Source organism: Desulforhopalus sp. IMCC35007, from assembly GCF_005116575.1.
GTDB lineage: Bacteria > Desulfobacterota > Desulfobulbia > Desulfobulbales > Desulfocapsaceae > Desulforhopalus_A.
This window is the reverse complement of the sequence record NZ_SWCN01000001.1, coordinates 126,989-150,342: the sequence shown is the minus strand read 5'-3', so window position 1 is coordinate 150,342 and position 23,354 is coordinate 126,989. Positions and strand designations below refer to the sequence as shown.

At 45.9% G+C, this 23,354-nt stretch carries 22 protein-coding genes; 7 read left to right on the top strand and 15 right to left on the bottom strand.

The window, feature by feature from the left end; translation table 11 throughout:
- Nucleotides 1-16: 16 nt before the first annotated feature.
- The 6 genes from atpA to FCL48_RS00640 all read right to left on the bottom strand — a co-directional run bounded on the left by atpA (nucleotide 17) and on the right by FCL48_RS00640 (nucleotide 6,813).
- Nucleotides 17-1,540: a F0F1 ATP synthase subunit alpha gene (gene atpA / locus FCL48_RS00665; RefSeq protein WP_136870307.1), complete on the bottom strand. Its 1,524-nt coding sequence runs from the start codon at nucleotides 1,538-1,540 to the stop codon at nucleotides 17-19.
- The gene (locus FCL48_RS00660) at nucleotides 1,541-2,086 is read right to left on the bottom strand and encodes a F0F1 ATP synthase subunit delta (RefSeq protein WP_136870306.1); all 546 of its coding nucleotides are present in this window, start codon (nucleotides 2,084-2,086) and stop codon (nucleotides 1,541-1,543) included.
- Nucleotides 2,083-2,787 carry an ATP synthase F0 subunit B gene (locus FCL48_RS00655; protein WP_136870305.1) on the bottom strand — a complete coding sequence of 235 codons (705 nt, stop codon included), beginning with the start codon at nucleotides 2,785-2,787 and terminating at the stop codon, nucleotides 2,083-2,085. The genes FCL48_RS00660 and FCL48_RS00655 overlap by 4 nt, the downstream gene beginning before the upstream one ends.
- A gap of 2 nt (nucleotides 2,788-2,789) precedes the next feature.
- On the bottom strand, nucleotides 2,790-3,215 hold the full coding sequence (locus FCL48_RS00650) for an ATP synthase F0 subunit B (RefSeq protein ID WP_136870304.1): 426 nt from the start codon (nucleotides 3,213-3,215) through the stop codon (nucleotides 2,790-2,792).
- A gap of 283 nt (nucleotides 3,216-3,498) precedes the next feature.
- On the bottom strand, nucleotides 3,499-6,153 hold the full coding sequence (gene alaS / locus FCL48_RS00645) for an alanine--tRNA ligase (RefSeq protein ID WP_136870303.1): 2,655 nt from the start codon (nucleotides 6,151-6,153) through the stop codon (nucleotides 3,499-3,501).
- Between the two features lie 78 nt (nucleotides 6,154-6,231).
- Nucleotides 6,232-6,813 (bottom strand): isochorismatase family protein, encoded by a 582-nt coding sequence (locus FCL48_RS00640; RefSeq protein WP_136870302.1) that lies wholly within the window; start codon nucleotides 6,811-6,813, stop codon nucleotides 6,232-6,234.
- A 402-nt stretch (nucleotides 6,814-7,215) separates the two neighbouring features.
- Here FCL48_RS00640 and FCL48_RS00635 point away from each other — a divergent pair, with 402 nt between their 5' ends.
- On the top strand, nucleotides 7,216-7,503 hold the full coding sequence (locus FCL48_RS00635) for a metalloregulator ArsR/SmtB family transcription factor (protein ID WP_136870301.1): 288 nt from the start codon (nucleotides 7,216-7,218) through the stop codon (nucleotides 7,501-7,503).
- Between the two features lie 46 nt (nucleotides 7,504-7,549).
- Nucleotides 7,550-7,765, top strand: a complete 216-nt coding sequence (locus FCL48_RS00630) for a DUF2892 domain-containing protein (protein ID WP_136870300.1) — start codon at nucleotides 7,550-7,552, stop codon at nucleotides 7,763-7,765.
- A 7-nt stretch (nucleotides 7,766-7,772) separates the two neighbouring features.
- Here the strand turns inward: FCL48_RS00630 and FCL48_RS00625 are convergent, their stop codons facing one another.
- The 4 genes from FCL48_RS00625 to FCL48_RS00610 form a co-directional block, all read right to left on the bottom strand.
- Nucleotides 7,773-7,997, bottom strand: coding sequence for a hypothetical protein (locus FCL48_RS00625; RefSeq protein WP_136870299.1), 225 nt, complete (start codon nucleotides 7,995-7,997; stop codon nucleotides 7,773-7,775).
- A gap of 165 nt (nucleotides 7,998-8,162) precedes the next feature.
- Entirely contained in the window at nucleotides 8,163-12,440 is a 4,278-nt protein-coding gene (locus tag FCL48_RS00620) for a PEP/pyruvate-binding domain-containing protein (protein WP_136870298.1), read from the bottom strand.
- Between the two features lie 150 nt (nucleotides 12,441-12,590).
- A complete protein-coding gene (gene gap / locus FCL48_RS00615; protein ID WP_136870297.1) occupies nucleotides 12,591-13,595 on the bottom strand; it encodes a type I glyceraldehyde-3-phosphate dehydrogenase in 1,005 nt (334 codons plus the stop codon).
- Between the two features lie 201 nt (nucleotides 13,596-13,796).
- A complete protein-coding gene (locus FCL48_RS00610; protein WP_240744697.1) occupies nucleotides 13,797-15,434 on the bottom strand; it encodes a glycogen synthase in 1,638 nt (545 codons plus the stop codon).
- A gap of 416 nt (nucleotides 15,435-15,850) precedes the next feature.
- On the opposite strand from FCL48_RS00610, the gene FCL48_RS00605 reads away from it, so the two are divergent.
- The 5 genes from FCL48_RS00605 to FCL48_RS00585 all read left to right on the top strand — a co-directional run bounded on the left by FCL48_RS00605 (nucleotide 15,851) and on the right by FCL48_RS00585 (nucleotide 19,568).
- Nucleotides 15,851-16,258, top strand: a complete 408-nt coding sequence (locus tag FCL48_RS00605) for a secondary thiamine-phosphate synthase enzyme YjbQ (RefSeq protein WP_136870296.1) — start codon at nucleotides 15,851-15,853, stop codon at nucleotides 16,256-16,258.
- 21 nt (nucleotides 16,259-16,279) lie between these two features.
- Entirely contained in the window at nucleotides 16,280-16,531 is a 252-nt protein-coding gene (locus FCL48_RS00600) for a hypothetical protein (RefSeq protein WP_136870295.1), read from the top strand.
- Nucleotides 16,532-16,534: 3 nt separating this feature from the next.
- Complete coding sequence (locus FCL48_RS00595) at nucleotides 16,535-18,316, top strand: UbiD family decarboxylase (protein WP_136870294.1); 1,782 nt, start codon at nucleotides 16,535-16,537, stop codon at nucleotides 18,314-18,316.
- Between the two features lie 28 nt (nucleotides 18,317-18,344).
- Nucleotides 18,345-19,061 (top strand): pseudouridine synthase, encoded by a 717-nt coding sequence (locus tag FCL48_RS00590; RefSeq protein ID WP_136870293.1) that lies wholly within the window; start codon nucleotides 18,345-18,347, stop codon nucleotides 19,059-19,061.
- Between the two features lie 225 nt (nucleotides 19,062-19,286).
- Nucleotides 19,287-19,568, top strand: a complete 282-nt coding sequence (locus FCL48_RS00585) for an HU family DNA-binding protein (RefSeq protein ID WP_136870292.1) — start codon at nucleotides 19,287-19,289, stop codon at nucleotides 19,566-19,568.
- A 70-nt stretch (nucleotides 19,569-19,638) separates the two neighbouring features.
- Here FCL48_RS00585 and rimO read toward each other — a convergent pair whose 3' ends face one another.
- The 5 genes from rimO to FCL48_RS00560 form a co-directional block, all read right to left on the bottom strand.
- Complete coding sequence (rimO, locus tag FCL48_RS00580) at nucleotides 19,639-20,973, bottom strand: 30S ribosomal protein S12 methylthiotransferase RimO (RefSeq protein WP_136870291.1); 1,335 nt, start codon at nucleotides 20,971-20,973, stop codon at nucleotides 19,639-19,641.
- Nucleotides 20,974-20,981: 8 nt separating this feature from the next.
- The gene (locus tag FCL48_RS00575) at nucleotides 20,982-21,716 is read right to left on the bottom strand and encodes a nucleoside phosphorylase (protein ID WP_136870290.1); all 735 of its coding nucleotides are present in this window, start codon (nucleotides 21,714-21,716) and stop codon (nucleotides 20,982-20,984) included.
- Nucleotides 21,717-21,837: 121 nt separating this feature from the next.
- Nucleotides 21,838-22,089, bottom strand: coding sequence for an ATP synthase F0 subunit C (gene atpE, locus FCL48_RS00570; RefSeq protein WP_136814690.1), 252 nt, complete (start codon nucleotides 22,087-22,089; stop codon nucleotides 21,838-21,840).
- Nucleotides 22,090-22,195: 106 nt separating this feature from the next.
- The gene (gene atpB, locus FCL48_RS00565) at nucleotides 22,196-22,918 is read right to left on the bottom strand and encodes a F0F1 ATP synthase subunit A (protein ID WP_136870289.1); all 723 of its coding nucleotides are present in this window, start codon (nucleotides 22,916-22,918) and stop codon (nucleotides 22,196-22,198) included.
- An 8-nt stretch (nucleotides 22,919-22,926) separates the two neighbouring features.
- The gene (locus FCL48_RS00560; RefSeq protein ID WP_136870288.1) at nucleotides 22,927-23,346 is read right to left on the bottom strand and encodes an ATP synthase subunit I; all 420 of its coding nucleotides are present in this window, start codon (nucleotides 23,344-23,346) and stop codon (nucleotides 22,927-22,929) included.
- Nucleotides 23,347-23,354: the final 8 nt, after the last annotated feature.

Genomic DNA, 23,354 nt, shown 5'->3' with positions numbered 1-23,354 from the left:
TCTTGACCTTTTCAGATTATTTTAGACCTTTAGATGCCTTGAAAGTATCACCAAAGCTGGTCAGTACCTTGTTGAGTTTCTCTTTGATTGCATCAGTGAATTTTTCTTCTGCTACCAGATCAGAGAAGATTGATGGCTCATTGGACTCAATATAGCTATAGAGCTCGCTCTCATAATCAGCCAGAGTATCAACAGGCAGAGTATCCAGGTATCCATTGGAACCCGCATAAATAATGGTAACCTGCTTTTCCATTGGCAGTGGCTGATATTGTGGTTGCTTGAGAATCTCAACGAGCCTCTCACCACGGGTAAGTTTTGCCTGGGTGGAAGCATCAAGATCTGAACCAAAAGCCGCAAACGCTGCGAGCTCACGATACTGTGCGAGATCAAGACGGAGCGTACCGGCGACCTGCTTCATGGCTTTTACCTGGGCGGAACCACCAACACGGGAAACAGAAAGACCAACGTTAATGGCTGGACGGACACCAGAAAAGAACAGGTTTGGCTCAAGGTAAACCTGGCCATCTGTAATAGAGATAACGTTTGTAGGAATAAAAGCGGAAACATCACCCGCCTGGGTCTCAATGATTGGCAGTGCGGTAAGTGAACCAGCACCGAGCTCATCATTTACTTTTGAAGCACGCTCAAGAAGACGGGAGTGGTTAAAGAAAATATCTCCAGGATACGCTTCACGACCTGGTGGACGTCTGAGAAGCAGTGAAAGTTCACGATAGGCTACAGCCTGCTTGGAGAGATCATCATAAATAATCAGGGCATGCATTCCGTTATCACGGTAGTACTCACCCATGGAACAACCAGCGAAAGGTGCAATGTACTGCATTGGAGCTGGGTCGGAGGCACAAGCTGATACGACGGTGGTGTACTCCATGGCACCATGCTTTCTGAGCGCCTCAACAACCAGGGCAACTGTGGATTTTTTCTGTCCAACAGCGACATAAATACAGTGAACATCAGTATTTTTCTGAGCGATGATAGCATCTACGCAGAGAGCTGTTTTTCCGATCTGGCGATCGCCAATAACCAACTCACGCTGTCCTTTACCAACAGGTGTCATGGCGTCGACTGCTTTAGCACCGGTGTAACATGGTTCATGAACACCTTTTCTAGCAATAACTCCAGGAGCTAACACCTCTATTTTAGAGGTAAGTTCAGAGTTGATTGGTCCAAGACCATCAATTGGCACTCCGAGACCATCTACAACACGACCTGCCATTGCGGGCCCTACAGGAACCTCTGCAATTTTACCGGTACGTTTTACAATATCGCCTTCCTTGATACCTGAAACATTACCAAGTACAGCACAACCTACGTTGTCTGCCTCAAGGTTAAGTGCAAGGCCCATGATTCCTCCCGGAAACTCAAGAAGCTCCATAGCCATACAATTCTGCACGCCGTAAACACGTGCGATACCGTCACCTACTGAGATTACCGTTCCAGTCTCGTTGAGATCAACGCTGGTTTCGTAGGCCCCAATCTGATCTTTGATTATCTGACTAATTTCTGCGGCTTTGATCTGCATCTATTCTCTCCCCTTAATGGAATCTTTTAAACCTGCAAGCTGTGTTTTAATGCTCCCGTCCAAAACCAGATCACCAACCTTGGCGACCATACCACCAATGATTGAAGGATCTACGCTTATAGAGAGTTCAACTTTCTTGCCTGTTAACTTTTCTAAAACTGTTTGAATATTGGCTTTCAATTCGTCGCTCAGCTCAACCGCTGAAATAACATTGCCATGACTGATGTTTTTCGCTTCATCAACCATGGTCTTATAGGCGTCTGCTATTTCCGGCAATATTTCTGCTCGCTTTTTCTGAACTAAAAGATTCAGGAAGTTCCCCATGACCGTATCGACTCCCATCGAGGCGACAATACCTGTCATCACTTTCTCTTTTACTTCCATGGGGTAGAGGGGATTGGTCAGGGCATCTGCAAATTCGGGGGTTTCGGCGAAGAGACCGGCAAGTCCCTGCAGCACCTCATGGTACTGTTCATAATTCCCCTGTTCCTGTCCTATCGTGAAAATTGCCTTAGCATATCTTTTTGCGAGGATTGTCTGTTTCACTGTACGGCCCCCACTTTATCTAAATAATTTTCAATAATCTTTACCTGATCATCTGCGGTAAGATTTTTGATGATAAGCTGCTCAGCGATCACAGCTGCCTGCTCAGCGGCATCGTTTTTGAGAATGCGACGGGCCTGTGTAATTTCATTCTGTACAGCCATTTCAGCAGAGCGCATTATCTCTTCCGCACCTTGCTCTGCCTTGTCGAGAATTTTCTGTTTTTCTACTTCGGCCTGGGCTATCGCGCGATCTACCACCTTGTCAATCTCAGACTCGACAGATGCCAGTTTCGTCTGAAAATCATTATATGATTTTTCAGCCTCGACTTTTTTCCTTTCCAGGCTCTCGATCTCATCTTTAATTTTGGTACGTCTGGCAGAAAGACCAGAGCCAATAGGCTTTGCGCCAAACTTGACTAAAATGATCATCAGGGCAATGAAGTTGACAATCCTCCAGCCGAGATCTTTCAGCTTTGCTCCGGAAAGGCTATTGGATACAGCATGTCCACCTGCATGAGCATCTGTGGCCTCTGCAGCTTGTGCAGCGTCACCATGAGTATCAGCTGAAACCGCCGCATGATCTGCGGCTGCCGGTGCGTGGACAGCTTCACTTGAGGCAAACACTGTTCCAAAGGACAGAGCAAACCAAAGTGTCAATGTCAGCAGGCTCACGAGGCCCGCGATTTTTTTCACTCCAATCATGATTACAGGCTCCTCCCAAGAATTTTACTTGCCATTTGATTTGCAAAATCATCAAGCCCGTCTTGCAAACTCTTTCTAGCACTCTCGATGTCAGCCCTGAGTGCAGCAAGTTTTTCATTCTTTGCTGCATCGGCATCCGCCTTGATTGCCGCCAATTTTGCGTCTCCAGCCGCTTGAGCCTCAGATCTTGCTGAGTCAAGGGCTGCCTTGGCCTTGCCAGAGGCCTGTGCCATTTTCGCATCAACTTCTTCTTGTCGGAGCTTTGCATTCTTCTCAAAGAGAGAGATCTCTTCCTGCATGCCCCGTAGCTTTTCAGATCTCTCTTTCAGGATGTTCCTTACTGGCGTATAAAGAACCCGATTGAGGATAAACATGAGAACAATCATGTTAACAATCTGAATAACTAAGGTGATATCCGTCGTAATCATGTTAGTACTCCTAGTTAACTAAGAAAACGAAAAAAACTAAACATCCATTTACGTCAAATGAATGATAACCGCGCGTGGTCTAAATCGATAAATATCTGAGGGTTCTATGGCTGTCAATAAAATGAACCACCATTCACAATAGCAAAAAATTAGTACTGTAGATATAGAATTCTGTCAACTATTTTATCTCTTTCAAGCCCTGCTCTACAGATAACCACCCATACTCTGTTTTGCGGATACCGCACTTTCCAACCATGGGTGGTCAACCAGTGAAGTCTTTCTATTATTTCTGAGAAAGAATCTCCTTTACCGCGCTAGGCACTGACTTTATTGCTTCAGACAGTTTATCAACCATGGGTCCTCCGGCCTGTGCCATGTCCGGCCGCCCTCCGCCTTTACCGCCAACCACCTGGGCTACACGACTCACCAGTTCACCCGCTTTAATTCTGGAAGTGAGATCTTTACTGACAATGGCAAGAATAGCGGCTTTGCCGTTTATAGCTCCACCAAGCACCGCCACTCCTGAACCAAGGCTCTCACGCAACTTATCTCCAACCTCACGAAGAGTTTTGGAACTATCGAGGGGGATCTCTGCTGCGATCACTTTGATACCATCAATATCCTCTCCCCCCGCCAAAACAGAATCCAGATCTGAACTTGCGAGTTGCCTTGACAGGCCAGCAACCTGTTTTTCCAGCTCTTTTACATGGGAAAGCAACTGCTCAACCCTGGCTACTGCATCCGAACTGCTTTGCGCATTGAGGAGTTCCACCGCCTTTTTCTGACCGGCATAAACACGCTGTATGTCTTCAAAAGCAACCTTTCCCGCGAGTGCTTCTATCCGTCTTACACCAGCGGCAATCCCCGCCTCCGACTGAATTTTAAAAACACCTATGTCACCTGCTGCGCTGACATGGGTTCCACCGCAAAGCTCTTTACTGAAGTCAGACACCGAGACTACTCGAACCTTTTCTTCATATTTTTCTCCAAATAGGGCCATTGCTCCTTCCTGGAGGGCCTCCTCACGGTCAAGCAGACGGGTATTTACTGGCTGGTTTTCCCAGATTTTCTGATTGACCAATAATTCAATCTGCTGGAGCTCTTCGGCGGACACCGGAGAGAAATGGGTAAAATCAAAACGTAGTCGTTCCGGGCCAACCAGAGAACCTGCCTGCTTAACATGATCTCCCAGCACCTGACGAAGAGCTGCATGGAGTAGATGTGTCGCGGTATGGTGGGCTGCAGAGGCTCTTCGAATCTCGACGGAGACCTTAAGGTTGATCTTCATTCCCACGCCAAGAACACCTTCCTCGACTTCGATGCTATGGAGAATGATTTTATCACCTTCAACAGAGGTGTTTTTCACCAGTGCTCGTCCACCATCCCAACTCACATTTCCAACATCGCCAGCCTGGCCACCAGATTCCGCATAAAAAGGAGTCACATCTACAAACATTTGTCCTTTTTCTCCTGCTTTAAGCTCCGTTACCCGAGCACCGGATGCATCCAGTAAGGCACTGACCGTCGACCATTCCTCAAGCTCGCTGTATCCGGTAAACGATGAACGTTTGCCTGCCTCGGCAATACTCTTCACTCCTTCTCCGAGAAGTTTCACCCCCTCGCCTTTTCGCGACTTTCTTGATTTGGTTCTCTGGTTTTCCATCTCTTTGAGAAAACCTTCTTCATCAAAGCCGTAGCCTTTTTCGAGAGCAATATCACGAACAATATCAAAGGGAAAACCAAAGGTGTCGTACAGTTTAAAAATAAATGTTCCAGAAACTGTTTTTTCTCCAGCCCCACGCAAACGGGCCATTTCTTCATCAAGAAGAGCCAGTCCATGCTCCAGGGTTTCCCGAAAACGCTCCTCCTCGTTGTTGACAACTTTTACCAACAGCGAATCCGTCGTCAGCAACTGGGGGTAGGCATGATCCATTTCAGCGACAACAACACGGGTGACATCTTCCAAAAATGGTTTCTCAAGCCCCAGATATTTACCGTAACGAACCGCACGGCGCATAATCCTTCGCAGGACATATCCTCGCCCCTCGTTGGATGGCAGAACACCATCTGACACGAGAAATGTTGTTGCCCGCGCATGGTCCGCGATAACCCTCATGGCTGTATCGAACTGGGGGCTGTCGCCATATTTTTTGCCGGATAATTCTTCAAGACGGCCAATAATCGGGGTAAAAAGATCGGATTCATAGTTATTGAATTTCCCCTGAAGCACCGCTGCAACCCGCTCAAGGCCCATACCTGTGTCAATACTTGGCTTTGGCAGCCTGGTCAGGGTCCCGTCTTCTGCGCGGTTAAACTGCATGAATACCAGATTCCAGAGCTCAAGAAACCTGTCGCAATCGCAACCAAGGGCACAATCGGCACGGCCACAACCCGCTTCAATACCCTGATCTATATGAATTTCAGAGCATGGTCCACAGGGGCCCGTATCACCCATGGCCCAAAAATTATCTTTTTCACCCATCCGGACAATACGTCCCTTGGGTAACTCTTCAATTTTTTTCCACAACTCTTCAGCTTCATCATCGTCCTCAAAAATCGAGACCCAGAGTTTAGAGGCGTCAACACCCAACTCACGGGTTAAAAATTCCCAGGCAAATCGAATAGCGTCTTCTTTGAAATAATCCCCGAAAGAAAAATTCCCAAGCATTTCAAAAAAAGTATGATGTCTTGCAGTGTAACCAACGTTTTCAAGATCGTTATGCTTTCCGCCTGCGCGAACGCACCGCTGACTCGTCACCGCCCTGCTGTAATCCCGTTTATCCTCACCCATAAAAACGGTTTTGAACTGTACCATACCCGCATTGGTAAACAGCAGTGTCGGGTCATCTTTTGGCACAAGCGAAGAACTATCTACTACGGTGTGACCTTTTTCAGTAAAGTAGGCAAGAAACCTGCTGCGAATTTCATTTCCTTTCATAATATTCTACAAGACATGATAATGTTCATTTTCTACCACTTCGCAGTCTGATTCCCCTGGAAGTAGCGCTTAATTTTCTTAGTGGGATGCATTTCTATCCCGCTCAATAATAAACGGTAGTATTTCCTTAAACTGACTGGTTCCGGCCCGACCTAAAAGTTCGTATATGAGCATTTCAGTTGAGCCGATTGCAGCTCCAATACTGTGCATGCGCATGAGCCCAGTCTTATGATCAGATACATTTCTGGCCGAGACTGCATCTTCTACAACCCAGACGGAAAAACCACTATCGATGAGATCCATCGCCGTCTGATATACACAGATATGGGTTTCAACTCCCACCAAAACAACAGTCTTCAGAGCCGGTTTCAGACTGTTCAGATGCTTCATGGTCGCAGGGTCGGCTGCAGCGCTAAAGGTGACCTTGTCAAACTGAGGAACATCTGCCACAAGGGCTTGCAGCGATGCCAGATAAGGTCCAAGCCCTTTCAAGTACTGAGTGTTTGAAAGAATTGGTGCCTTTAATATTTTAAAGCATTGGATGAGCAGACCAATGTTTTGCTCAACGGCCTCAGCCCGGTTTATTTTGGCCATGAGACTCTTTTGAACATCCACAACATGCAGGCACACCGATTCGGACTCAAGTCGTTTTTTTTCCATCACTCGCCTCCTCAGACAGTTTCCTTATAAAGCTAAAAGTTCCGTAAATAAACTCCTTTCTCTTTGCAGATTCAAGTCAATCGTGCGAAATGGTCAAAAAAATGAACCCTAGCTGGCAATATACCCTTAAAACTGCAATTATGAAATCAATAGCCAGAGAAGTTTTCCAACAGAACACCAATCGCTTCCCCTCCGATGGTACAGGGCACCAGAATTCAAAGAATCACCACCGTCTTTTTATATTGCACGATCCCTGCCTTGAGCTGTATTGTACTGTCAATTCGTTGTTATGAAATGTTATCAGACAGTTTCCAGGTACCAGAGATACTAATATAGAAAAATGCTTTACAAAAGCGAAACAGCTATTAAACTAAAAGATGAAATACTTACTCAGGTGAGAGGATGCAAGACGAACAAATTGATGCCATGTCCAAATTACTCAAATCAATGTCCCACCCCATTCGATTAAAAATTCTTTGTCTCTTGCAGGATAAAGAGCTTTCAGTGGGAGAGATCAGAGACCAGGTAAAAACGACAAACGCCAATGTTTCACAGCATCTCAATATCCTTCGAAGCCAGGGTATTATTGATTTTCGTAAAGATGCGAATTTTATCTACAACAAAATAGTAGATAAGAGAATTTTAGAGTTGATTCAGAAAATGCGAACACTTTTCTGTCCTAATTTTTAGGCAGAAAAATGGTTATCATGTTTGAACTGACTGTGGAGAAATTACTATGATTGTTACAGATTGGATACACACAATTGCCGGTTTTTTTATTCTTTTCAGTCTTTTATTAGGAGTGGAGGCAAGTCCGATTTACCACAGCAGTTACTGGCTGTTTTTCACAGCATTCGTTGGGTTAAATCTCTTTCAGTTCGGCTTGACAAAGTTCTGCCCTATGGCTTTTATCTTAAAAAAACTTGGTGTCGCGGAAGAAAGAAGCCAGTAAATCTTAATCAGCCAGCAATGATCTCAGCACCGCATGAGGCCTGCCAGCAACACCCCGTCTCCCGGCAAACAGGTCTCTTGCGATAGCAACTCTCGTTCCCCTCTTTTTCCTGAATGCGGCAGATCAGCTCTGCCAGTTTAATACCTTTTTCCTGCGAAACACCCAGAGCTATCGCTTTTTTTCTTGCAAGTGAAAACAACTTTGGTCCTTTTTTAAAAGCATCAGCAGACATCAGATACTCCCTTATATCTAACCTCATTATGTTATTTCAGCCGGACCACTAATCGCCGAGTCCTTGGCCGTTTTTGCCTGTCAATTTTCTAGATATGAGTTGAATCATTGTAACGCTGACTATTGTCAAACGCCATGAAAAAACCGATTTAACTGACCTCTTTAATTAAATTGGCAAAATATGATACTCTTCGACAATTTCATGGATTCCAGAAAGCACCTGACCATTTCTTCCGTCTATTGAGATATGATCCCCAAAAGCAATACGCTGCCCTGATATCTCACAGTATTGCTCAGTTTCATACACCTTAAGACTGCCGCAGCCAACAACGCAGGTCTTTTCCAGGCGCACAGCAACCACGGATGCATGGGATGTCTGGCCCCCCCGGGAGGTAAGCAATCCATCAGAGAGACTCACTACCTTAATATCTTCAGGGACAGTATCCTGACGGATCAGAATAAGCGGCATATCCGGCTTCTGTTCTTTCAGTTCCCGGATGTTTTCTTCGGTAAAAACCGCCAGACCAGAAAGAGCCGATCCCGAGACTCCCACCCCTTTACCCAGGTGAGCTGCTTCAAGCTCTTTACTTTCAACAAAAACATTGAGATGCTCTTTCTTTTTAATGGTTATCATATCTCTTGTCTGCAGAAGATACAATTCATCTGCCTCGGGACCTTCAAAGGTAAACTCTATTTCCTGAGGATTCCACCGCTTTTCATAGACCAGTTCACGGGAAATCTCCAGAAGTTCAGCGTATATTTTCGGAAAACGCCTCTCCAGAGAATCCTCCACCGATCGACCATCTAACTGTGCCTGCTCCACCGAGATGGCGCAGCTTGAAACCAGACCGGAGACAATATCCTCACCCTGGTCACCAAAGGCGTAATCCCCCCAAAGGGCAACCCGTCGCACCTTTCGATAAGGATGCGCCGTAAAAACGACCCCTGCACCTGACTGATCGCTTTTATTGCCATAGACCATTGCCTGGACGATAACAGCAGTTCCCCAGGCATCCGAAACATCCATAATACGTCTGTATTCCTGTGCTTTCTGGGTTCCCCAGGAATCAAGAACAAGTTCAATGGCATGAACCAGTTGCAGCCAGGGATCACTGGGTATCCCCAGGCCCCGTTCCCTGGTGAGTTTTTGGTAGGAAAGAGCCAGTTCCTTCATTTGTTCAGGAGAAAAATGCCTTTTCAGCGACACTTTGGCAGCGGCTTTCGCTTCATTCATAAGGACCTGGAAATCCTCTCTACCAACCCCTGAAATCATCGCCCAGGACTGAAGAAAGCGTCTGTAATTATCCCAGGCAAGATAATCGTTACCGTGTTTTTCTACATACTCTGTGATGATTTCTTCGTTAAAACCCACATTATGAGCCGTGGCCATCATGCCTGGCATGGAGATTGCCCCACCACTCCTCACCGATAACAGGAGTGGCGCATCAGACGAACCAAAGGTCTTTCCGGTCAGCTCCTCAATTTCGGACAGCGCCCTTCTGACCCGGTTCATGAATTCCTCACGGGTGTGGGTGTAGCCAAAAACTATCTCCCTGCACCTGAAGACCTCTGTCGTTATGACAAAAGCCGGCGGAACTTTTTTTCCGTGCCGGGTTAAAGTAGCCAGATTAAACCCCTTGTTTCCCAGGTGGATGAGGTTATCGGTAAAAGGATTTGGCCGATGAAGCATGGACAGTGCTCTTTCCGGATTATACGTCATCAGCAAATCAAGCTTTTTCTGATCGAGAAGATCTTTTTGACTCTCAAGTGTCTGCAGGATTCTTAAAATAAAATTATCCAGATGTTGCAGACCAAAGGTTGAAGAGATCAACTCACGCAGAAAAACTTCTGAAATACGTTGGATCGTCGTACCCATCTCCTCACTGTCATAGAGATGATGCAGCTTGTCGAGAATATTCTCTTCACCAATCTGAGGGATGATGATAGAGAGATTGTTTTGATGGATATTGGTGTAGAACGCGTAAATAATATCTTTTACCCCATCAGACATTCCCCGGAGAATATCAAGATACTGGGTATAGGAAAATCGGCGGATCTTTATGGAATTTTCCAGCATCATCAAATAGGCGATAAGCCGTCTTGAGGTAATTCCATCAACAGACAACGCCCGGATATACATCTTCATGCAGTGAACAATATTATAAAATGTCGCCTGAGTGATAATCGACAGGTTGACCGTTTCGGGTAGTTTTTCAAGATATATATTTGCCAGATTTTCCAGACGATAGGTGAGACTGAGGGCATCAAACTTCCGTTCCTTGTAGCGGCCGTACACAGAAGGGATGTCCACTGCAATATGTCTTTTATAATAGATATCCTCACGGGCCTCAAAATGCTCTTCCGACAAAATTATCTCTTTGAGCCCTTCAAGGGCGGTCAACAGTGCATCAAGACATTGCTCAGTGTCTGAATCCTCAAGGGTTGAAAGAAGGGGTTCCATCTCCGGAAAACCATCATTGACCGCGCGACTAATCTCACTTCGCAGCTGCTGAAAACCAAGATTGTATTTTTTATGCAGGAGCTTATACATCTGTATCAACAGCTCAAAGCGCCGCACCTCTGTGGACGAAAGATCCTTCTGCTCCTCTAGAAAAGCCGAAATCCGCTGTTCATCAAGACTGATTATACCCTCAACTTCCTTCAATCCCATCTCACTCCAGAACCTGCCACTGAGGACAAACTGTTCATCAACATATAGACCATGACTGGTAAGTTGACTGTAGATCTCTTCCGGCAAAAAAGTGGCAAGAAGCTTCTTGTCACCACTTTTCCAGAACAGGATGATTGCCTGAATAAAATCTACAATGAGGTTGGAACTTTCAACATGCCCCTGCTTGCGTAAAAAATGAATGAGCAGATCTTTTCGTTTATGAATCTCATCGAGCTCGGTGGACACATCACGCAACTCTCCTTCTGAGCCGATCTCATTGAAAAAAACCGGCATCAATTTCGTAAACTGTTTGGAGAGGTTATAGATAGGTTCAATAGGATGATTGAGCAGCTGGGTAATATCACGCTGAAAGAGATCGGTATCTTTTATGCAGGTACCGGAAAGTTTCAGGTGGATAATAAGCGCCGAAAAGAGCGTAGAACACCACTTCGGCTCACGCATGATTAGATGCAGCCAGACCCTGATATTGGCCAGATGGGCTGGATTTGCAAGAGGTTGCCAGTTTTCATCAACCCCTACCACGCTGGCATGCTGAAAGCCAAAGCGCACAACACCCCAAAGGAACGCCTCGACCATCCTGCTGTTTCCACGATCAAAAACCTCACCTCCAAGAACCTGGATACACTGCAGGGATGTGTGCGGATATTTTTGTACATTGGCTTTAAGCAATTTGAAGGTAGTAAGCAGGAATTCTTCAATTTCTTCAAAACTCTGCTGGCGGATCAGCTGCACCAGACTTCTGTTTACCTCGCGGAGAGTCTCTTCATGAATCAGATACAACCCCTCCGTGTCCATGATTTTAAAGAGAAAAAGCAGTTTTCTGTTTTCTTTGAAAAAATGAACTGAGACATCGTAGTCATTTTCAAGCTTGCAGAATATCTCTTCAGCAGCCACAAGCTTGTTGGGCATTTCCCGGTAATATTTGACTATTTCAATATGATCGGGAAGGTTCAGGATTTCCTCGATACAGCCTGTCGGATCATGCTTGATGTCAAGCTGGCGCAAAACCTCCAAGTGTTCGCGAAAAGCCTTATGGGAAATTGCTGCGAACAACTCGGTGGACTTAGAATCAGCAACAGGAATTGAACAGCGGTCAAGAAACCAGAGAAGCGGGTCATCTTCATGGAGCCAGTACTCATAGCAGAGTTCCTGGGTTATTTTAATTAACCGAGCAAAAGCGGTGAAATCAAAACCATCTTCTTTTCCAAGCCCCAGGGAAAACAGTCGCCTGGACAGCTTTGACAGAGGATACTGACCTTGGACAAATTGCATCAGGATAGGCTTATCCTTTTCCCGCAACCCGCTGAGCGTATCAAAAAGACGGCTCAGTTCCGGCCCAAAGCGCCGCATATCCTCCACATTGAATTTCTGCAGAATTTTATCCAGCCAGGTCGTAACAGCACTCACCGACTGGGCAAGTAATTGTGGATTACGAGCAGTGTCGTGGAGGGCCTCAACAAACAAACCTGCAAAAAGACCAAATGTCTCTGGTCCTTTTGGATGTATCCGATAATAATTGATATTTTTCAGGACAAAACTTCTGAGCTGCGGAAGAACCAGCTTCCAGTTACGAAAGGGGTGACAAACCTCGTACAGCAGTTTTTCCAGGGTGGAGTGGAGCCCCTTATAGGGCTCAACGACCTCAAGCAGCAAATACAGCTCAGGGTCAATCACAACCTGACCTGCAGTCTCAAGAAGATTAGCCTTTAGTGCATCCGACTCAATCGCCGCATTCTCAGTCCTGTTGTCCATACCCATCTTCATCCCCATTGAGATTGCTTGTCTGCAGAGCCGGAAAGCCCAAGATATAAACAGACCTCCTACCTGCACATAAAACACGAAAAAGCGCCTTTGAAGTACTCTCCAAAGACGCTGAAATAATGCTAGTAACTCTTCTTCATTCTACAGGGCCTTATTGGCCTCCATGTGCAAAATCAGATCGAGCATTCTGTTGGAATAACCCCATTCATTATCATACCAGCTCATCACTTTTACCGTTGAACCGATAACCTTTGTCGACTGGGCATCAATGATTGAAGAACGGGGATCCCCCTGGAAGTCAATGGAGACCAATGGCAATTCAGTATAACCGAGATAGCGGCTAGCTGCTGCTTTCAACGCCAGATTAACCTCTTCCACGGTCGTCTCTCTTTCCACTTCCATAACAGCATCAACAAGGGATACAGTTGGGGTAGGTACCCGTACCGCGAGTCCGTCAAATTTACCCTTAAGCTCTGGAATCACCAGAGAAACAGCGGCGGCAGCGCCTGTTTTTGTTGGAATCATAGAAAGCGCCGCAGCCCTTGCTCTACGTGGATCAGAATGCGGAAAATCGAGAAGTCTCTGGTCACCGGTATAAGCATGGACGGTGGTCATAAGCCCTCTTTTGATCCCAAAATTATCAAGAATGACTTTGGCAAACGGGGCCAGGCAGTTTGTTGTACAGGAGGCGTTGGAGACAACATGATGAACGGTTGCATCGTATTCGTCTTCGTTAACGCCCATGACAAAGGTTTTCACGCTTCCTTTGGCAGGAGCAGAAATAATAACCTTCGAGGCCCCTGCATCGATATGCGCCTGGGCAGATTCTGCGTCACGGAAGATGCCGGTACACTCAGCAACGTACTCAACGCCCAAAGCTCCCCATGGAATATCAGCAGGGTTTTTGTGCGCAGAGACAGCGATCTGTTTGCCATCAACCACGATACCCTTCTCATTACTCTCCACTTCTTTATCGTAGACACCCATGACAGAGTCGTACTTCAATAAGTGAGCAAGAGTCGCGTTATCGGTCAGATCATTAATTCCAACAATTTCAATATCTGCAAAAGCTGGATCCTTTGACAGCGCTCTGAAAATATTTCTGCCAATTCGACCAAAACCATTAATACCTATTTTAACTGCCATATTTTCCTCCTAGAGTTCAGGCTTCTGTTTTTTCAGCGCCTGTTATCCCCAGCCATTTTTCCAACAGACCGGTTGTTAATAAGATGTAAAACCTGCTTAAACACATTTTTTCAGTGTTGTTCAATAATATATTAAATCCCTTCTAATATAGGCCATTTCGATGAAAATCAAGACAAGCGAGACAATACGATTTCAGCTGCCCTATACTGATACGTTCAAATTCTCCAACTGCCTCACATAACTTCTCTTATACAATTCAAGATAACTATACATGACTTTCGACCAGGTATACTTTTTCTCTATCGTTACAACCGCATTTTCCTGGATAGACCTTTTTCGAAAAGGATCTTTTTCCAGCACCATAGCTCTGGAAAGTGCATGTAACAGCTCTCCGGGATCCGAGCCCCCATAGGCCAGACCTGTTTCACCATCTACCACCTTAACCAGGCCACCCACATGATGAACAATGGGAATATTGCCATAAAGCTGCGCGATAAAATCCGTCAAGCCGCAGGGTTCAAATCTTGACGGAATGACAAAATAATCCCCAGCACAGTAGACTTCATCTGCAACCTGGGGATTATATCCCTTAAGATAGCAGACTCTGCCCGGAAAACTCTCTTTACCGGCAAGGTGAATAAGACTGGATTCTATCTCAGCCTCTCCGCTTCCGAGTATGGCGACCTTCACCCCACTGTTTTGGCTGAGAAATACAGGTAGGACTTCCAGAAGAATATCAACGCCCTTTTGCCCGCTCAACCTGCCAATAAAGGTAAACAGAGGCCCATCACCCTCCGCATCAAGAAAACCAAACTGTTCAATCCCCGACCATGGAGAATCTTCTGTGAGCTTTGAGAGAAAGGACTGCTTACATCGTTTTTTACCGCTGAGTGAATCGCTTTTATCGCAAGGATCAAACCTGTATTTTGGGGGAATTTTCTCAGCCATGGGGCAAAAATCAGCAGGATCAATCCCGTTGGTAATCCCTTCGAGTAAAATCCCCCGCCTTCTCAGTTCATGCCCAAGCCAACCGGTCAGCTGGTCATGTTCTGAACTTTGCAGTTCAGCAGCATAGTTTTCACTTACCGTGTTTAAAAGACCAAAAGCACCTGCAACCAAAAGAGGATCAAATTTATTTTCCAGCTGATTGTTTGCAATCGTCTCCTGAGGCAAACCGGTGATCGATAATGCATAGGGAATATCAGCAATTTCCTGATGGTAACCGTATCCGGCGTTATGTATCGTTGTCAGACACCCTGTACCTCGAAAAAATGCGCTGTAACCGGCAAGTTGGCGTATCAGTGCTGGAGCAAGCGCAGTATGACCGTCATGACAATGTATGACATCCGGTTTTTCGCCAAGTATCACCATAAGTTCGAGCGCACTCTTTTGCAACAGGAGGTTCATCGCAAAATAGTCGTGGTGACCGGTAGACGCAACCTGCCAGGATTTATCCGCTTCTTCTTTCTTTGTGTAGGTATAAACGGATTTTTTTTCTAAAAACCGTTCTGCATCCACGAGATAGACATTTACCCTCTCAAGCTTGGCATAATAGAAGGACACCTGTTCCTGCACCTGCTCATCAGGAAGATTCATCTCCACCGCAAATTGCAGTTTTTGTTCGGGCAGCACCGGGTCCCTGAGCGGTTTGAATCCATGACTTGCCGGGGACATAAAGCCATATAGGGGCAATACCACGTGAACAGATCGGCCACTCCAGCGAGCAAGTGACTTTGACAATTGATAAACAACATCTTTTACCCCTCCGGCCCCTGCCAGGCTCCCATACTCCCGGCTTAGCATCCAAATTTTTTTTACGGGACTTTTTTCTGCCACCATCTTCTATCCTACGAGTTCTACCAGATCAAATGAATAAACCAATTCAATGGCACTAAACATCAGCGCACCATCAGAAAGTGCTTAATTTTCCATCAATGCTCTAAGTTTCATATAGTATATGTAAATTTCAGGTTGTCAAGTTCGTCACCAGCCAGTCAGCTCAAAAGGTAACATATTAGAATAATTAATTTTATTGTAAATATATTTATGTTTCATATACCATCGCTCTTTCAGACTTTCAACTTCTTGTTGTAAATGATCCGTTTCAAACAGTCCAAATTCCACCATTGAACCCAAATGATTGACGGAGAATTAAAAAGGCCCTATATTGTTTTTTCCACAGCGATAGCCTCTCCGACACGACTTACAACGGTCTGAAAATCAAGATATTCACGCACAAAAACTAGAGCTTAAAAATGAATAAGGGTTCACTAAAAATCAAGACATCGAGCCAAAGGGAGCTTCAGGATATTACAACGCAGATAGCTGCTGTCCTGTCGCAATGCTCTACAGTTTCTGGGGTACTCTACCTTTTTAATCCTCACACCACCGCCGGACTTACAATCAATGAAGGAGCGGATCACGATGTCCAAAAAGATATCATCACGGCTCTATCCCATATCGTCCCGCAGCTTAGATATCGTCACGCAGAGGGGAACTCTCCAGCCCATATCATGACCCTCATGACAGGCAGCTCCCTTATGGTTCAGGTGGAAGGCAGAGAGCTCGTACTTGGAACCTGGCAACGAATCTTTTTCTGTGAATATGACGGGCCACGTACACGGTCACTTCACTGGAAATATATTCCGGACACAGCGTGTTAACGCAACCATCCTTGGATTACTATGAAACTTGACGCCTCCAAAATATGCTTTGGTCTGACAGAGGAATTGGATCAACAGTCTCTTTCTACTTTTCTACAACTTTGTGGTCGAGCTGAATTTGCCCGGGAACTCTCGACACGGGTCTCGGAGGAAGAAACCATCGCACTCGTCGATCACGTCATGGCCCTTATTCGCAAACATTTCAGTGAAAATGAGTACCATCGCCTGTTCCTCAACGATCATCACCACCATGACCACGATAATAAGGAGTAGAAAATGGTCTCCCCAAAGTTAAATGATTTACGATCCTATCTCGACCTCCTTCAAAAAGAGGATCAGCTCCTTATTATAGACGAGGAGGTGGATCCTTATCTTGAAATAGCTGAAATTCATAGACGCGTTATTGCCAATGGAGGCCCTGCGCTGTTATTTACAAGGGTAAAAGGTTCTCAATTTCCAGTAACAACCAATATTTTTGGAACGAACAAGAGACTTGAACTTGCTTTTGGCAACAAACCCCAACAGTTTGTCAAAGACGTTGTTCGTCTCGCCGAATCAATCATGCCCCTTTCCTTTGGCAAGCTTTGGGAAAATAAACAACTGTTTATCGACGGGTTGAAAATCGGCCTGAAAGAAAGCAAGGACGCCCCTATCCTCGAAAATTGCCAGATCCCAGCGCGGCTCAGTTCACTACCAATGCTTACCTCCTGGCATAGCGACGGGGGGCCTTTCGTCACCCTTCCCCTGGTATACACAGAACACCCCGCAGGCAAAGGCCACAATCTTGGAATGTATAGAATCCAGCAACATAGTGATACAACAACCGGTATCCATTGGCAGATCCATAAAGGCGGCGGCTACCACTACCACGAGGCCGAAAAACTGAATCAATCCCTGCCGCTTACCCTTTTCATTGGTGGACCACCTGCCCTGATGCTCTCAGCCATTGCCCCACTTCCAGAAGACCTCCCTGAGCTCATGCTCACCTCGCTTCTGATAGGAGATAAACTTCAGATGACGAAGGACCCTAGGGGAGGCCACCGTCTTGTAGCCCAGGCGGAATTTGCCATCAAGGGACATGTTCCTCCGCATATCCGTCACCCGGAAGGCCCCTTTGGTGACCATTATGGTTACGACTCTCTTGAGCACGACTACCCTGTCTTTCAGGTCAGCCACCTGTATCACCGCAAAGACGCCATTTATCCGGCAACAGTCGTGGGTCGGCCTAAACAGGAAGATTATTTCATTGGCGACTATCTCCAGGATCTTTTATCGCCGCTCTTCCCTCTCGTCATGAAAGGCGTTAAAGCCTTAAAAACCTTCGGCGAAGCAGGTTTTCATTGCCTTGCTGCGGCTAAGGTGTCCAATAGATATCCACGTGAGGCCTTTGCCTGCGGGCTAAGGGTTCTAGGCGAGGGGCAACTCTCGCTGACCAAATTTCTGATATTATCAGATGGCGATATCGACATCACCGATTTCGGCACGCTCTGGACCCATACCCTCGAACGTGTCCAATGGAATCAGGATCTCTTTGTTTTTGCCAATGTCTCCCAGGATACCCTTGACTACACCGGCCCTTCAGTGAACAAAGGGTCAAAAGCAATGCTCATGGGTCTTGGTAAGGACAAAAGGCGTGAACTCCCCCGTGAGTTCACCGGCAGTTTACCTGCAAACTGCATCAACCCAAAGGTGTTTCTCCCTGGCACGCTGGTCGTTCAGGGTACAGACTACACGGACACTCCCGATCTTGCCAAAAAACTCGCCGAACATCAGGATCTAAGCCTTTGGCCTGTCATATTGCTCGTGGATAATTCTGAGGCTGCGACCGTATCAATGCAGGAATTTCTCTGGACGTTTTTTACCCGTTTTGAACCGGCAGCAGATATCCACGGCAGGTCCGCCGCAGTACACCGGTTTCATGTGGGACTCGAGCCTCCAATCGCCATCGATTGCCGGATGAAACCATGGTACACCGATATCCTTGAAGTGGACAAAAAGACCAAGGACCGGGTGGATTCTATATACTCAAAAATTATACCGGCACGTTATCGCTCATAGCCCCCATGCCCATTTCAGGATACAAATAATGTCTGACAAAATACGCCTGCAAAAATTTCTCGCCCAATGTGGTATCTGCTCAAGACGCAAAGCGGAGGAATATATACAGCAAGGTGACGTAACCGTAGACGGCGTTATCATCCATGAAATGGGTGTTACTGTGGTACCAGGCATTTCAGAGGTCAGTTTTAAAGGCAAGGTTGTTGCCGAAAAGGAACCCCCTGTCTATTATTTACTTAACAAACCCAGAGGTTATGTCACCACCTTAAAAGATCCTCAGGGGCGTCCCATAGTCACCGCTCTTATCACAGACTGCCCATTGCGCCTTTTCCCCGTCGGCAGACTTGATTTTGATACCGAAGGAGCCCTGCTCCTCACCAACGATGGCAACCTGGCCCAAAAAATCCAACACCCCAGCCACATTACTGACAAAACCTATGAAGCGCTTGTCCGTGGCAATCCAAATGATTCCGCACTTCAACGTTTGGAAAAGGGCGTCATGATTGAAGGAAAAATGACTTCACCTGCCCGGCTCAGGCGCCTGGCAAAGAAAGGGGGCAACACTTTGGTGGAAATTGTCATCCATGAAGGTAGAAAACATCAGGTGAAGAAAATGTTTGCCCATATTGGTCACCCTGTAATTGCACTCAAACGCACCGCCTATGGAAAACTCCGTCTGGGCAAACTCGGTATTGGTAAGTACAGGTTATTGAGCAGCGCAGACATAAATCGTATCTTTTTGTAAAATTTGCTTTACAAATCCAAAAATAGCTGATTAAATCTAAATAGTTAGGGGTTCAGACAAGGTTTGACTGATCACAGAAGGCGCGGTATTTTGTTGTAATTACAGCATGTTATCACCCTGGACCACCAGCTAAGACCGATGTTTCATTGACTACTCACGTAACTTTATTAGAGAAATGCAAACGCATAAGCCCTTAATTTGATTTTCGGAAACAGGAGTTAACGTATGAACAAATCAGAACTCATCGAGGCATTGGCGCAAGATATTAATGTTCCTCACCGAGAGGCCGCTGCAATTGCCAACACGGTAATCGATACCATGACAGAAGCCCTGGCAAATGGTGAGAGTATCGAGATTCGAGGCTTTGGCAGTTTTGTTATCAAAGAATATGATTCATACGAAGGCCGAAACCCAAAAACAGGCAAAAAAATTCAGGTAAAACCTAAAAAACTGCCTTTTTTCAAGGTTGGAAAAGACCTCAGGGAAAAGGTTAACAAGGGGAAGTAACAGCCTTCAACACATACAACACCAGATGGACCTTCTCTTATTTACAACATCTGGTGTTATTGTTCTTTGCCTAGACAACAATACCTCCAACCAAATCGTAGATCTGAGCATCCGTGATCTCCACCTGCACGATATCTCCAGATTGAGCCATACCATCATTTATATAGACGCGGCCATCTACCTCCGGGGCCTGATACATCGTCCTGCCTTCAAGCAGCAGGTCAGTTTCTGAGGATACCCCTTCAACAAGAACCGGAAGCACCTGGCCTATATATTTTTGCTGCAGGGCCTGGGAGAGAGGCGCCTGAATCTGAAGGAGATGTTCCATTCTTCTGATTTTCTCAGCATCGTCTAATTGACCTGTAAAATTTTCTGATGGCGCACCCTCTTCGTTGGTATAGGGAAAAACACCAACATGGTCGAGCTGTATCTCCTGTAAAAATTTCTCTATTTGCAAAAACTCAGCCTCAGTTTCACCGGGAAAACCGACAAGAAAGGTAGTACGGAGTGCAATATTTGGGATTTTCGCCCGTATCTTTTCCACAAGGCGGACGAGAAAATCATGGCCATAGGGACGATTCATCAATCCCAGAACACGATCGTTCACATGCTGGAAGGGAATATCAAGATACGGCACAATCCGCTCATTCTCGGCAATCAGGTCAAGTAACCTGTCGGTGACACCAGTCGGATACAGATACAGCAGTCGAAACCAGGGAATCGAGGTCGAGCTGAGAAGTCCATTCATGAGATTTTCAAGACTGTCGCTTTTGCCAAGATCATTCCCATAGGCAGTACTGTCCTGGGCAATAAGGGAGAGTTCCTTTACCCCCATTTTTTCCAGATGCACAGCCTCCGCGATAAGATCACCCCCTCTTCTACTTCTTAACTTTCCCCTGATACTTGGTATCATGCAGTAGGAGCATCTATTATTACACCCTTCTGTAATCTTCAACCAGGCGCGATAACGCGGGGTTGACAGAATCCTTGGACTGTTGCTGTCCATGAGATACCTCTCCGGGAGGACTACTTTTTCCATTTCATCATCTTTGACCAAAGCATCAAGGAGTTTGCCGATACGTGCAGGCCCTTCGGTACCGATGAAGAGGTCAACTTCCGGCAATTCTGTGGCAAGACTCTTGCCATATCGTTGGACGAGACAGCCAACGACCACAATTTTTTTTGTGGGAAACTGTTCTTTGAGAGCAACTAACTCAAGAATTTCCGCAATAGCCTCTTCGACCGCCGGTTGAATAAATCCACAGGTGTTAACAATCAAAAAATCAGCCTGTTCAATCTCATTTTCAAGTTCATACCTACAAGCCGCCAGAGCCCCAAGCATCACCTCGGAATCCACTAAATTTTTTGCACAGCCCAGACTAATTAGATGAAAACTACCTGCCATTATTTCTCCTACCTGCCAATTATATTATTAATTAACAGCTGACGAGCATCAGCCGTTCTCTTTTTAAATACCTTACTGGAAAAACCGGGTCTCCAGGAACCACCCCAGATCTCATCTGAAACAACGAGGACAGCTGCGAAACTCACACCCCTAAAACGAGCAACACTGCATAAAGCGGAAAACTCCATATCTATGGCGTCAACGCCCTGTTCTTTATGCAAGATAGTCAAAAAGCTTCGTTTTTCACGATATACGGCATCCGTTGACCAGACACAGCCATCATGAACTTCCAGACCATTTTTGTTCAAAAGCATTGTTATTTTTGACCGTAGCACCTCATCGGGGCCTGCTGGACTACCTGCGAGTTCATAGTACCTTGAAGTTCCTTCACCAGATAAAGCCAGATGCGGCACCAGAATATCGCCCACCTGCAGTTGTCTTGAGAGAGCTCCACACCAGCCGAAGAGGATAATCTTTTTGGCCCCTAAAGCAATGAGTTTTTCAAGGGTAAGTGCGGCCATGGGGGCACCTATCGCCGGACCGCAAATAAATTTTTCACCTTCCTGCACATACAGCGAGGAATTGAATAAGAATCTCTGCTCTGCGCCCTTTTCCTGCCATTTGTTCAGTTCAATAGAGGCTTCGGTAGGGTTGACAAAAAGTATCCCCTCTTCTGGAATATCCTTTTCATTTTTATTTTTTCGCGGATAAATAACGATATCAGGATCAGCTTCTGTGTTCATAGTAAATGACCTTTTAACATCAACAAATGAAGAGATATAGGCTGAAAACGGAAAAAGGGACTGCGGCAAATCCGCAGTCCCTTTTAACGATCAAATGGCGATCGTATCACCTAATACATTCTTACCCAAGCAGTGGATTAGCGTAGAGAAGAATCAAAGAGATTACCAGTCCGTAAATAGCAACAGACTCAGCAAGTGCCATACCAAGAATCATGAAAACCATGAGTTTTGGCTGAACTTCTGGGTTACGAGCAAGACCCTGACATGCACCGTTACCAACAGAACCAATACCAATACCTGCGCCTAGACCTGCAAGACCGATTGAAAGTGCTGCACCTACACAAATCAAAGCTAACTGAAGATTTCCTTCCATTGTTTTCTCCTTAAAAATGTTTTGAGTTTGGCCTTCTTCCTAATTTCGAAACTACTAAACTATAAACAAGAGACGGTGCTCACCGCTTGGTGCCACCACCTCTGTATTAATGCGCGTGTTCTTGTGCCTGTGAAAAATAAACCACGGTAAGCAAAACAAAAACCATTGCCTGAACAACCGATACAAGTACTCCGAGAATCATGATTGGCAGTGGAGCGAAAAAACCACCGGCGAGCATAAAAAGAATTGCCAGAAGGGTCTCTTTTGCCATGATGTTTCCGAAAAGACGGATAGAGAGTGAAAGCAGTCGGGCAAAGTTACTGATAATCTCAATAGGCAGGAGAAGGGGTACCAGCCACCAGACAGGTCCCATAAAGTGCTTGTAATAACCAAGACCGTGGGCCTTAAAACCGATAACATGATGGCTGAGCCAGACAATCAGTGTAAGAGCAAGCGTCGTATTGAGGCTTGAGGTTGGTGACATAAATCCGGGGATAAGCCCTATAAGGTTGGCAACAGCGATATACAGCGCAAAAGTTGCAATCATTGGAAAGAACTTGTCAGTCATTTCCCTTCCCATGTTGTCGGCAAAAAAATCATCCATACCGCCGATAACCAGTTCCCAGAAATTCTGCCCTTTACCTGGAACCATTTCCAGATCTCCGAGGGTAAGCTTGGCTACAAAAAACAGAAATGCCATTACAAGCCAGGTGTACGTCATATATGGCGCGCACAACTGCTCGAGCAACGAATGCCCGACCGGTCCATGGGGGACTGGCAACCCCATTTTCTCAAGAATAATTGAAATAAATAGTATCGGATGTTCCATAACGCCTTTTACCTCCCTCTGAAGAAGTAGTCCCAGGCCACCTGAACCGAGATTAAGGTGACTGTGAGTACCACCGTTGACAAACCTAAAATCAAGCCAAAGATATTGACCATCTGCCCCTTAATAAGAACTGTCAGGACAATACCTATAATTATAATTCGTAGCCAGAATTTGAGCAGATAGCCTCGTTGTTCCTGCTGGCTCTTTGCCTTCTGATCCTCGGGAGACCCAAGAGAAGTTACTGTCTCAACAAGTTTGAGGATGCCTTTATTTGCAATCCAGAAACTACACATCGAGATAATCCCCCCGACCAAAACAGACCAGGCAAACCAAAGGGAAACAAACATCGCTGCCACAAGGATCATTACTGCGAGAATACACGCACCAACAACCTGCATTTTTTCAAGAGACAACGAGCCTTCAGTCAAACTTCCCT

Coding starts and splice junctions, on each gene's coding strand:
- FCL48_RS00635 (WP_136870301.1), top strand. CDS start 7,216: ATGCAAGACGAACAAATTGATGCCATGTCCAAATTACTCAAATCAATG.
- FCL48_RS00655 (WP_136870305.1), bottom strand. CDS start 2,787: ATGATTGGAGTGAAAAAAATCGCGGGCCTCGTGAGCCTGCTGACATTG.
- gap (WP_136870297.1), bottom strand. CDS start 13,595: ATGGCAGTTAAAATAGGTATTAATGGTTTTGGTCGAATTGGCAGAAAT.
- rimO (WP_136870291.1), bottom strand. CDS start 20,973: ATGGCAGGTAGTTTTCATCTAATTAGTCTGGGCTGTGCAAAAAATTTA.
- FCL48_RS00585 (WP_136870292.1), top strand. CDS start 19,287: ATGAACAAATCAGAACTCATCGAGGCATTGGCGCAAGATATTAATGTT.
- FCL48_RS00625 (WP_136870299.1), bottom strand. CDS start 7,997: ATGTCTGCTGATGCTTTTAAAAAAGGACCAAAGTTGTTTTCACTTGCA.
- FCL48_RS00610 (WP_240744697.1), bottom strand. CDS start 15,434: ATGGTGGCAGAAAAAAGTCCCGTAAAAAAAATTTGGATGCTAAGCCGG.
- FCL48_RS00650 (WP_136870304.1), bottom strand. CDS start 3,215: ATGATTACGACGGATATCACCTTAGTTATTCAGATTGTTAACATGATT.
- FCL48_RS00630 (WP_136870300.1), top strand. CDS start 7,550: ATGATTGTTACAGATTGGATACACACAATTGCCGGTTTTTTTATTCTT.
- FCL48_RS00595 (WP_136870294.1), top strand. CDS start 16,535: ATGGTCTCCCCAAAGTTAAATGATTTACGATCCTATCTCGACCTCCTT.
- FCL48_RS00590 (WP_136870293.1), top strand. CDS start 18,345: ATGTCTGACAAAATACGCCTGCAAAAATTTCTCGCCCAATGTGGTATC.
- atpB (WP_136870289.1), bottom strand. CDS start 22,918: ATGGAACATCCGATACTATTTATTTCAATTATTCTTGAGAAAATGGGG.
- atpA (WP_136870307.1), bottom strand. CDS start 1,540: ATGCAGATCAAAGCCGCAGAAATTAGTCAGATAATCAAAGATCAGATT.
- FCL48_RS00620 (WP_136870298.1), bottom strand. CDS start 12,440: ATGGACAACAGGACTGAGAATGCGGCGATTGAGTCGGATGCACTAAAG.
- atpE (WP_136814690.1), bottom strand. CDS start 22,089: ATGGAAGGAAATCTTCAGTTAGCTTTGATTTGTGTAGGTGCAGCACTT.
- FCL48_RS00640 (WP_136870302.1), bottom strand. CDS start 6,813: ATGGAAAAAAAACGACTTGAGTCCGAATCGGTGTGCCTGCATGTTGTG.
- alaS (WP_136870303.1), bottom strand. CDS start 6,153: ATGAAAGGAAATGAAATTCGCAGCAGGTTTCTTGCCTACTTTACTGAA.
- FCL48_RS00600 (WP_136870295.1), top strand. CDS start 16,280: ATGAAACTTGACGCCTCCAAAATATGCTTTGGTCTGACAGAGGAATTG.
- FCL48_RS00575 (WP_136870290.1), bottom strand. CDS start 21,716: ATGAACACAGAAGCTGATCCTGATATCGTTATTTATCCGCGAAAAAAT.
- FCL48_RS00605 (WP_136870296.1), top strand. CDS start 15,851: ATGAATAAGGGTTCACTAAAAATCAAGACATCGAGCCAAAGGGAGCTT.